This window comes from Sinosporangium album, from assembly GCF_900100605.1.
GTDB classification, from domain to species: domain Bacteria; phylum Actinomycetota; class Actinomycetes; order Streptosporangiales; family Streptosporangiaceae; genus Sinosporangium; species Sinosporangium album.
The window spans coordinates 53,192-63,180 of sequence record NZ_FNCN01000033.1; the positions used below are offsets into that span (position 1 = coordinate 53,192).

The following is a 9,989-nucleotide window of genomic DNA, read 5'->3' on the forward strand; positions in this document are numbered from 1 at the left end:
CCGCTGAGAAGGACGCAGCCCATGACGGATGGCGAGTTCCGATCGCTCCTGCCGCACATGCGGTTGGACGAGCTCCTCGCGGAGCTGCAGACGCGGTTGGACGCCGTCCTCGCGACCCGCGACCGCATCCATTCGCTGCTGGAGGCGGTGGTGCTGGTCGGCAGCGACCTGGACCTCCCGACCGTCCTGCGCCGGATGGTGGAGGCGGCGACCAAGCTCGTGGACGCCCGCTACGGCGCGCTGGGCGTGATCGGCGACGGCGGCACCCTGGTGGAGTTCATCCCGGTGGGCCTCACGGAGGAGGAGATCGCCGGGATCGCGCACTGGCCGCACGGAAAGGGCCTGCTCGGCCTGCTGATCAAGGATCCGCGCCCGCTGCGCCTCTCCGACATCGCCGACCATCCCGAGTCGTACGGCTTCCCGCCCGGCCACCCGCCCATGCGCGCGTTCCTCGGTGTCCCGATCCGGGTGCGGGATGAGGTCTTCGGCAATCTCTACCTGACCGAGAAGGTCGGGGGCGGGGCGTTCGAGGAGGAGGACGAGGCGATCGTCTCGGCCTTGGCCACCGCGGCGGGCATCGCGATCGAGAACGCCCGCCTTTACGAGGAGAGTCGGCGCCGCGAGACCTGGCTGCAGATCTCCTCGGAGTTGACCACGGGCCTGCTGTCGGGCACCGACGTCCGGCGGGTGCTGGCGCTGATGGCGTTGCGGACGCGGGAGATGACCGACGCCGACACCGTCACGATCGGCTTCCCCCATGGGGGGACGCTGCGGGTGGAGATCGCCGACGGGCTCGGCGAGAGCGCGCTGCGGGGCCGGGAGGCGCCTATCGAGGGCACGCTGCCGGGGGAGGCGCTGCGCACGGGCCGGTCGCAGACCTGCGCCGACATCAGCGGCCGGGCGGCCGACACGCCGCTGGTGGCGGATCTGCCGCTCGGGTCGGCTCTGGCCGTACCGCTCGCCGCCGGGCAGCGGGTGCAGGGCGTGCTGGGGCTGGCCAAGCACGCGGGGCGTCCGCCGTTCACGGAGGCCGACATCCGCATGGTGGAGACGCTGGCGGGGCAGGCGGGGGTGGCGCTGGAGCTCGCGGAGGCGCGCAAGGACGCCGAGCGGCTGCACCTGCTGGAGGACCGCGACCGGATCGCCAAGGATCTGCACGACGTGGTGATCCAGCGGCTGTTCGCGGTGGCCATGACCTTGATGAGCACCGTGCGGCTGGTCGATGACGCCACGGCGTCGCCGCGCCTGCAGCACGCGGTGGACGAGTTGGACGAGACGATACGGCAGATCCGCTCCACGATCTTCGCGCTGCAGACCCCGCGCGACGGGGCGGCGCCGGGGGTGCGGGCTCAGATCATGGAGTTGGTCGAGTCGTCGCGGGGGCATCTGGGGTTCATGCCGGGTGTCCGCATGGAGGGCCCGGTCGACACGACCGTGCCCGACGAGATCGCCGACCAGCTTCTCGCCGTGCTGCGCGAGGCGCTGTCCAATGTGGTGAGGCACGCGCGGGCGGGCCGGGTCGACGTGCTGGTGGAGGCCGCCGGGGAGCTGCTGCTGCGCGTGCAGGACGACGGGGTGGGGCTGCGCGCCGGCGGCCACCGGAGCGGGCTGCGCAACCTGCAGGATCGCGCGGAGCGCCTTGGCGGCCGGTTCAGTGTGGAAAGCCCTGAGGCGGGCGGCACCGTACTGGAGTGGGTGGTTCCGCTCACCTCCGGGTGACGCGGTCGCGGATGCGCCGCCCGGAGACCTCCTCGATCCGCATCACGATGTAGTGGTCCCGGTCGCCGGGAGCCCACGCGGTGAGCGGCAGCCGGGACAGCCTTTCGATCTCCCCCGGGGCGACGACGGCTCTGGCCTGCCCGATCGCGGTCACCGACCAGCCGGTCCAGCGTTCGGCGTCGAACTCGTCGGCTTCGAAGGCGACCACCGCGTCGCGGGCGGCGGCGGCGAGTTTGGAGCCCCGGCCGGTACGGATGACGATGTGGTTCTCCACCACCAGGAAGTTGACCGGCTGCACCGCGGGGAGCGCCCGGTCGGTGAAGACGATGCGGCCGACGGGGACCGAGGAGAGCAGCACCATGCATTCGGCCCTGTCGAGGACCTGCAAACCGGCCGAATCCAGATTCATGCCATAAGAGTCCCGCTGATTCGGGTGTCAACGTCAGGGGCGAAAGTCCCCTCAGTCGTGTCGTTCGGCCTTCAACCTGGCGGCGAGGGCCGCGACCTGGGTGCGGCGCTGCATGTCCAGCTTGGCCAGCAGGTTGGAGACGTAGTTTTTGACGGTCTTCTCGGCGAGGAACAGCCGTTCGCCGATCTGCCGGTTGGTCAGGCCTTCGCCGATCAGCTCCAGGATCTGCCGTTCCTGGTCGGTCAGCGCGGCCAGCGGGTCTTTTCTGCTCTCCTGTTCGCGCAGCCGGGCCAGCATGGCGGCGGTGGTCTGCGGGTCGAGCAGCGACTGGCCGCGTGCCACCGTGCGCACCGCGCCCACGAGGTCGGAGCCGTGGATCTGCTTGAGCACGTAGCCCGAGGCTCCGGCCATGACGGCGTCGAACAGGGCGTCGTCGTCGGTGAAGGAGGTCAGCATCAGGCACGCCGTCTCCGGCACGCGGGAACGCACCTCACGGCAGACGGACACGCCGTCGCCGTCGGGCAGCCGGACGTCCAGGACGGCGACGTCCGGTTTGACGGCGGGGATGCGTGCGATCGCCTGCTCCGCCGTACCGGCCTCACCGACGATCTCGATGTCGCCTTCCGAGGAGAGCAGCGCCGCGACGCCCCGCCGCACCACCTCGTGATCATCCACGAGAAACACCCGAATCATGCTTTGACACTATCCATCAGACGTCCATAGGGGTAAGTGACCAAGGTCCCTGGGTTCACAAGGAACCTGTGGGGAAGCGTCGTTGATATGCATGTCTACGAAATCGACGCCTATTGGCGTGCGGCGAACTACCTGTCGGTCGGGCAGATCTACCTGCTGGACAACCCGCTTCTGGCCGAGCCGCTGCGGCCCGAGCATGTGAAGCCCCGGCTGCTCGGGCATTGGGGCACGACGCCGGGGCTGAACTTCTGCTTCGCCCACCTCAACCGGGTCATCGTCGAGCGCGACCAGGACATGATCTATATCGCGGGCCCCGGACACGGCGGGCCGGCGGCCGTGGCGCACGCGTGGCTGGAGGGCACCTACAGCGAGCTGTATCCGGACGTCCCGCGCGACGCGGAGGGGATGCGCAGGCTGTTCAGGCAGTTCTCCTTCCCCGGCGGGGTGCCGAGCCATGTCGCGCCGGAGACGCCCGGGTCGATCCACGAGGGCGGTGAACTCGGGTATTCGCTGGCCCACGCCTACGGCGCGGCCTTCGACAACCCCGATCTCGTCGTGGCCTGCGTGATCGGCGACGGCGAGGCCGAGACCGGACCGCTGGCGGCGAGCTGGCACTCCAACAAGTTCCTCGACCCGGCGCGGGACGGGATCGTGCTGCCCATCCTGCACCTCAACGGCTACAAGATCGCGAATCCGACCGTGCTGGCCCGCATCCCCGAGCAGGAGCTGATCAAGCTCCTGGAAGGGTACGGCTACCGCCCCCACCTCGTGTCCGGCGACGACCCGGCCCTCGTGCACCGGGCGATGATGGCCACCCTGGACACGGTGTTCGACCAGATCGCCGAGGTGAAAAGCGGCTCGGGCGGGCGGCTCCCCATGATCGTGCTGCGCACGCCCAAGGGGTGGACCGGGCCGCACGAGGTCGACGGCCTCCTCGTCGAGGGCACGTGGCGCGCCCACCAGGTGCCGCTGTCCCGGGTGCGGGAGGACCCCGTGCACCTGGCCATGCTGGAGGACTGGATGCGGTCCTACCGCCCCGAGGAGCTGTTCGACTCCGACGGGAGGCCCACCCCGCCGGTCACCTCGGCCGCTCCCCGAGGGACGCGGCGCATGAGCGCCAACCCCCACGCCAACGGCGGTGAGCTGCTCCAGCCGCTGGTGCTGCCGGATTTCCGGGCTTATGCCGTACACGTGAAGGCGCCCGCCACCGAGTGGAGCGAACCGACGCGCGTGCTGGGAGGGTTCTTGCGCGACGTGATCGAGGCCAATCCGGTGAACTTCCGGCTGATGGGGCCCGACGAGACCGCCTCGAACCGGTTGCAGGCGGTCTTCGAGACGACCGACCGGGCCTGGAACAGCCGGATCCTCCCCACCGACGAGCACCTCGCGCCGGGCGGCCGGGTCATGGAGGTGCTGAGCGAGCACCTCTGCCAAGGCTGGCTGGAAGGCTACCTGCTCACCGGGCGGCACGGCCTGTTCAACTGCTACGAGGCGTTCATCCACATCGTTGATGCGATGTTCAACCAGCATGCCAAGTGGCTGGAATCCGCCCGCAGGATTCCGTGGCGGCGGCCCATCGCGTCGCTGAACTACCTGCTCTCCTCCCACGTGTGGCGGCAGGACCACAACGGGTTCAGCCACCAAGACCCCGGCTTCCTCGACATCGTCGTGAACAAGAAGGCGTCCGTGGTGCGGGTCTACCTCCCGCCGGACACCAACACGCTGCTGTCGACCGTCGACCACTGCCTACGCTCGCGCGACTACGTCAACGTGGTGGTCTCCGGCAAGCAGCCGGTGCTGGACCTGTTCTCCATGCGCGAGGCCATCGCCCACTGCACGCGGGGCGTCGGCATCCTGCCGTGGGCCTCCACCGACGAAGGGCGCGAACCCGACGCCGTGCTGGCCTGCGCGGGCGACGTGCCGACCCTGGAGACCCTCGCCGCCGCCGCCATCCTGCGCGAGCACCTGCCCGACCTGGCGGTCCGGGTCGTCAACGTGGTGGACCTCATGCGGCTCCAACCGCCGACGGAGCACCCGCACGGCATGTCCGACGCCGAGTTCGACACGCTGTTCACCACGGACAAGCCGATCATCTTCAACTTCCACGGCTACCCGTGGCTCATCCACCGCCTGACCTACCGCCGGAACGGCCACGACAACCTTCACGTCCGCGGCTACAAGGAGGAGGGCACCACCACCACGCCGTTCGACATGGCCATGCTCAACGACATCGACCGGTTCCACCTCGTCATGGACGTCATCGACCGCGTGCCGCACCTCGCCGCGCGGGCCGCCCACCTGCGCCAGCGCATGGCCGACGAACGGCTGCGCTGCCGGGCCTACACCCGGGAGCACGGCGAGGACCCGGCGACCATCCGCGACTGGGCCTGGCCGTACTAAGAGCCGTATTGAGCCCGCCGCTCAGCGTTCCCCGACGACGGCCAGGGTCTGGCGGGCGATCTCCAGCTCCTCGTCGGTGGGGACGACCAGGACGGCCACCTCCGCGCCCGGAGGCGAGATCACGCGCTCCCCGGTCGACCGGGCCTCGTTGCGGTCCTTGTCGACCGCGATGCCGAAGCGCTCCAGCCCGGCCAGTGAGCGGGCCCGGGTGCGCGTGTCGTGCTCCCCCACGCCCGCGGTGAACACGACCGCGTCGAGACGTCCGAGCAGGGCGTAGTACGCGCCGACGTACTTCTTGATCCGCCGCGCGTACACCTCCAGTGCGAGCCCGGCGCCCTCATCCCCCGCGTCGGCCCGCCGCCACACCTCGCGCATGTCGCTCTCGCCCGCCAGCGCCAGCATGCCGCTGGCCTTCGCCAGCGCCTCCTCGGCCTCGCCGGCGCGCAGGCCGGCCTCCCGCACCAGGAACAGCGGGAGCAGCGGGTCGACGTCCCCGCAGCGGGTGCCCATGACCAGCCCCTCCACCGGGGTCATGCCCATCGAAGTGTCGATGCTGCGCCCCCCGCTCACGGCGGCGGCGGAGGCGCCGTTGCCGAGGTGAAGGAGGATCAGGTCGAGCTCGCCGAGAGGGCGTCCGAGGAGCTTCGCGGCCCGCCCCGCCACGTAGGCGTAGGAGGTGCCGTGGAAGCCGTACCGCCGCACCCCGTGCTCGTCGGCCCAGCTCCGGGGCACGGCGTAGGTGTACGCCTCGGGCGGCAGCGTCGCATGGAAGGCGGTGTCGAACACGGCCACCTGCGGGACGCCGGGAAACATGCGCAGGGCCGTACGGATGCCCGTGACGCCCGCCGGGTTGTGGAGGGGGGCGAGCGGGGCGAGGGCTTCGATCTCCTCGATGACGGCCTCGTCGATCAGCGTCGGCTCGCGGAAGCGGGTGCCGCCGTGGACGATGCGGTGGCCGACCGCGGCGAGCCGTACGGTCGCCAGGTCCGGGCCGGCCGCGGCGAACGCCTCGACGACCGCCTCCATGGCGGTCGCGTGGTCGGGGTACGGCTCGCGCCTCTCGTAGGGCTCCCCGCCCTCCGGGCGGTGGGTCAGCCGGCCGCGGCCGTCGCCGACCCGCTCCACCAGGCCGACGGCCATGCGGTGGCGTGTCGCCGTACGGAGCAGCTCGTACTTGATCGACGACGAGCCGATGTTCAGGACGAGGACCTGGTCGCTCACGTGACGGCCCCTACCCCGGACCCTCGTGCTTAATTGCGACACTGCGTGTCGCGGCGAGGGGGCTCTTGACCCGGTGTCTTCCCTCGTCACTCCGGTCGCTACGCTCCCTGCGCTCCTCAGTGCTCAAGCCTTCATAGGGGTACCTAACCCGGCAAGGCCGCGTGCTGACCTGAAGGCTTCACGGCGACGCCTCACGCCGGGGCCCGACACAACCGCCACAGGCCAGTGCACCAGCCTGACCAGGCGCAACGAAAATTGTCGAATTAGCCTTATAAGTATCAAGGCGGCGGCGCGCCGCGCCGCCGCAGCGGCCCTACCCCTGCCCTTGCGGGGGGCGTGCGGCCTCCGGCCGGTCCCCCCGCAAGCAGGACGGGCCGCGACCCGCGCGCACTCGCGCCGACCAGAGCCAGGCCCGCCGACCACCGGCCCGCCGCCGCCCTCGCCGCTTACATTCGGGCCATGACACAAGAGCAGTCGCCCGACGAGGAGAACGACGTCAGCGCCGACACCCGCACCGACACCCGCACCGACGCCCGAACCGACGACTCGCCCGATCACGGCACCGTCAGGAACATCGTCACGGGAACCGTCCACGGGACGGTCATCCAAGCCGGGACCATCCACGGCAACATCAGCCTGTAGAAGGCGCAGGCCCCCGTACCAGCCGGGCGCGGGGGCCGCGCACCTACAGCACGACGATCGCCATGCGGTGGCCGGTCTCCACAGGTGGCTGGGGGCGATCGGCAAGCCGGGGCGAAAAGCGCGCCCCGGCTTCACGAGGGGACAGGGTTCGCGCCGACGCCGGATCTCCCGCCGCCATCCCCGGGTACTCACACGCCGTGACCGCTACCCCCCAGCCGGCGGTTACCCCGCGTGAGCATCGGCCGGAAATAGTCTCTCCCACCGCGTTCCTGAGCCAGCGGCAGCAACAACGAAGCCCCCGCCGCGGGGGGCTCCCGACAACAAATACCTGAAAGATCAGTGCGACCGTCCAGGCACCACCTCCTTTCCCATGGTCGTCAGTGCATCCCTCGCCGACGCACCGCCGTCCGCCTCAGTCAGCCGCCGATACCGATGCCGGAGCCAGGCCGACCCCGCTACCCGGAGCCGTCAGCACAGCCGCCACCAACGCCGCCACCACCAGCCAGATCAGCAGGTCGTACCACTGCATCAGGACGCCCGCGTCATACACGCCGTGAGCCGCAATCAGCGGCCACACCGACCGCCACCGCAGGTAGAGCAGCGTCACCGCCACCCCGATCAGAGCGACCGCCACCACCCCCGCCACGGACAGATCCAAGTGGTAGGCCGTCCGCACCAGCACGGGCACGGCCACCACAGCCCACACCGGCAGCCGCGCACCCGCCAAGGCGGTCACGATGCCCGCCATCACCAGCTCTTCGACAACCGCCGACTGAAGAACGTCGTCGACGAGCAACTGCCCGTACAGCCGCATCGAAGGCTCGGCCCCAGCAACCCCCCACGTCTTCAGATGCCCGCTCAGCATGCCGCCCGCGAAGAACGCCGCCAGCCCCAGCCCCAAGACGACCAGCCCCGCGCGAACGCCTTCCCTTCCCCCCGGGCGCAGATGCGCCAGCGACATGCCACGGCGATACCCGAGCGCCGCCACCAGCAGGGCCGCCACCCCAGCGACACCCACCGTCAGCGAAACCTCTTCCACCACCGGCGGCCACCCCAGCCACGGCGATATGAAGCCGACCATGGCCAGCGCGATAGGAGCGACCCCGCACGCCGTCACCCAGGCGGGCGCACGCCCACCGGGCACAGCCCAGAACAAAACCGCAGCCATCAGCACCAGGATCAGATGCATCGACTGGTCGTCGATGACACGGACATGGGGGATGGCAGCGCCGAGCTGACGTGCCGCATCGGTCAGCGACGCCACGAGCGGGACACCGCATATGCCTGCGACCATGAGGGCGGTATGCCCCCACGCCGTCCGGCGGGCCACCAGAGGCACCCAACCGTCATAGACAGCCGACAAGGAAAACCCTTCGATCGTTTCGTATGGTCATGCCGAATGAACCGGCGGGAAGAGCGGCCAGGACCCTTCCCGCCGGACACCTCACGCCGCGCGCAGCCGCTCCAGACGGGCCGCCACCGCATCGGCCTTCGCGCTGCCCATCTCCGAAAGGCCGCTCAGCGCCGCCTCCAGATGCTCGGCCGCTCCTGCGGTCTCCCCGGTCGCCTCGCACACATCGGCCAGACCGACCCGGATCGTCGCCGCCTGATGAACCGCGCCGATCCCAGAAGCCACCACAAGCGCCTCTCCCAACAGCGTCCGAGCCTCATCCGGACGGGACCCGGCAAGGTGCATCTGCCCCAGCAACGTCTTGACCCGCGCGGTGTTGTAATCGTCACCCTCGGCCGCGAAGAGGCCGAGCGCCTCGGTGAACCTGTCGGCGGCCTCATCGGCGCGTCCGAGCTTGAGCGCCGTCTCTCCGAGGTAGCGCGTCATCAAGGCCACGCCCCGGGGACGCCCCTCGGACCGGTGGATGTCGCGAGCCGCCTCGAAAAGCTCCGCCGCGCTACCCTTCCCCTGCTGATCGCGCAGGTACAGGCCGCCTAGAGCCGCAAGCGCTGCGGCCTCGCTCAAAGGGTGCCCGAGATCCCGGGCACGACCGAGGGACTCTTCCGCGAGGTCTATCGCCTCATCGGCGCGACCGGCGTGCTGAAGGGCCGATGACTGCCCCAGCAGCATCCGGGGGAGCGCGAGCGGTACCGACCCCTTGCGCGCCGACGCCGCACCAGCCTCATACACCCCCAGCCACTCACGGGGCTTGGTGTACAGGATCAGACCCCACAGCGCCTCGGCCATCTGCCAGGACAGATCGAACGAGCCGCGCACGTGCGCCCTGAAGACCACCACCGTCAGCACGGGCCACTCCGAGCGGCCCCAGTCCAGAGCCTCACGCCGCGCGGCGAAGGCCGCCTCCTGATCGGTCACCGTCTCGTACAGGTCGCTCACACGCCACCGGCCCGGATGCACCACCAGGTCCATCCGCGTCGCGGCGGTGAGCAGCTCATACCCCTTGATCGCGAAATCCGGCACGGGTTTCCCCTCTTCCCTTCCCGAAGGGGCGACACCGTGCCGCCCCAAGTGACCAGGTGCTTTCATGCCGTGCAGCGCCCCCGGCAGCGACTCACTCCACCGCCGGGGGCGCACCCCGGCAAGGGCAAGCCAACGCCCAAGCCCTCACCGGGAACCTTGACCTGTCGATCAGCCCGACAGGTGCCACAGGAACAGGCGCGCTATCTGCTCAGCGCGCTTGCGGACGGCCCCCAGGCTCGGATGGGTCTCCTCAGGCCAGGTGCCGCCGCAGGGGGCGGGCAGGTGCGTATGCAGCGAGACGTATCCGGCCTGTGCCCCGGTCCGGGGAAAGACCACGGCGGTGAACGCCTTGATCCGGCCCCTCCCCACGAATCCGCGCCATGTCCGGGGCACATACGGGCTCTCCGTCCACTCCACCGCAGGGGCGGATGCGCTCCCCACCTGATCCAGGCACAGCCGCGACCGCGAGACCAG

The 9,989-nt window shown here is 70.3% G+C and carries 9 protein-coding genes; 3 read left to right on the forward strand and 6 right to left on the reverse strand.

The window, feature by feature from the left end; translation table 11 throughout:
- Positions 1–21: 21 nt before the first annotated feature.
- A complete protein-coding gene (locus BLQ73_RS25225; protein WP_093174067.1) occupies positions 22–1,719 on the forward strand; it encodes a sensor histidine kinase in 1,698 nt (565 codons plus the stop codon).
- On the opposite strand, the gene BLQ73_RS25230 is transcribed toward BLQ73_RS25225, so the two are convergent.
- Positions 1,706–2,128, reverse strand: coding sequence for a pyridoxamine 5'-phosphate oxidase family protein (locus tag BLQ73_RS25230; protein ID WP_093174069.1), 423 nt, complete (start codon positions 2,126–2,128; stop codon positions 1,706–1,708). The two genes, BLQ73_RS25225 and BLQ73_RS25230, sit on opposite strands and share 14 nt — an antisense overlap.
- A gap of 51 nt (positions 2,129–2,179) precedes the next feature.
- Positions 2,180–2,821, reverse strand: a complete 642-nt coding sequence (locus tag BLQ73_RS25235; RefSeq protein ID WP_093174071.1) for a response regulator — start codon at positions 2,819–2,821, stop codon at positions 2,180–2,182.
- Between the two features lie 87 nt (positions 2,822–2,908).
- On the opposite strand from BLQ73_RS25235, the gene BLQ73_RS25240 reads away from it, so the two are divergent.
- A complete protein-coding gene (locus BLQ73_RS25240) occupies positions 2,909–5,221 on the forward strand; it encodes a phosphoketolase family protein (protein WP_093174073.1) in 2,313 nt (770 codons plus the stop codon).
- A gap of 21 nt (positions 5,222–5,242) precedes the next feature.
- On the opposite strand, the gene BLQ73_RS25245 is transcribed toward BLQ73_RS25240, so the two are convergent.
- Positions 5,243–6,442, reverse strand: coding sequence for an acetate/propionate family kinase (locus BLQ73_RS25245; RefSeq protein ID WP_093174075.1), 1,200 nt, complete (start codon positions 6,440–6,442; stop codon positions 5,243–5,245).
- Positions 6,443–6,901: 459 nt separating this feature from the next.
- Here BLQ73_RS25245 and BLQ73_RS25250 point away from each other — a divergent pair, with 459 nt between their 5' ends.
- A complete protein-coding gene (locus BLQ73_RS25250; RefSeq protein ID WP_093174077.1) occupies positions 6,902–7,084 on the forward strand; it encodes a hypothetical protein in 183 nt (60 codons plus the stop codon).
- Between the two features lie 412 nt (positions 7,085–7,496).
- Here the strand turns inward: BLQ73_RS25250 and BLQ73_RS34710 are convergent, their stop codons facing one another.
- The 3 genes from BLQ73_RS34710 to BLQ73_RS25265 all read right to left on the reverse strand — a co-directional run.
- Positions 7,497–8,447, reverse strand: coding sequence for a CPBP family intramembrane glutamic endopeptidase (locus BLQ73_RS34710; protein ID WP_143020435.1), 951 nt, complete (start codon positions 8,445–8,447; stop codon positions 7,497–7,499).
- An 81-nt stretch (positions 8,448–8,528) separates the two neighbouring features.
- Positions 8,529–9,515, reverse strand: coding sequence for a tetratricopeptide repeat protein (locus tag BLQ73_RS25260; RefSeq protein WP_176955671.1), 987 nt, complete (start codon positions 9,513–9,515; stop codon positions 8,529–8,531).
- Positions 9,516–9,683: 168 nt separating this feature from the next.
- A partial coding sequence (locus BLQ73_RS25265; protein WP_218126012.1) for a hypothetical protein occupies positions 9,684–9,989 on the reverse strand: 306 nt, incomplete at its 5' end.

Bases quoted from the DNA above. Each gene is read 5' to 3' on its own strand.
- BLQ73_RS25225 (WP_093174067.1), top strand. From the start codon at position 22: ATGACGGATGGCGAGTTCCGATCGCTCCTGCCGCACATGCGGTTGGAC.
- BLQ73_RS25230 (WP_093174069.1), bottom strand. From the start codon at position 2,128: ATGAATCTGGATTCGGCCGGTTTGCAGGTCCTCGACAGGGCCGAATGC.
- BLQ73_RS25235 (WP_093174071.1), bottom strand. From the start codon at position 2,821: ATGATTCGGGTGTTTCTCGTGGATGATCACGAGGTGGTGCGGCGGGGC.
- BLQ73_RS25240 (WP_093174073.1), top strand. From the start codon at position 2,909: ATGCATGTCTACGAAATCGACGCCTATTGGCGTGCGGCGAACTACCTG.
- BLQ73_RS25250 (WP_093174077.1), top strand. From the start codon at position 6,902: ATGACACAAGAGCAGTCGCCCGACGAGGAGAACGACGTCAGCGCCGAC.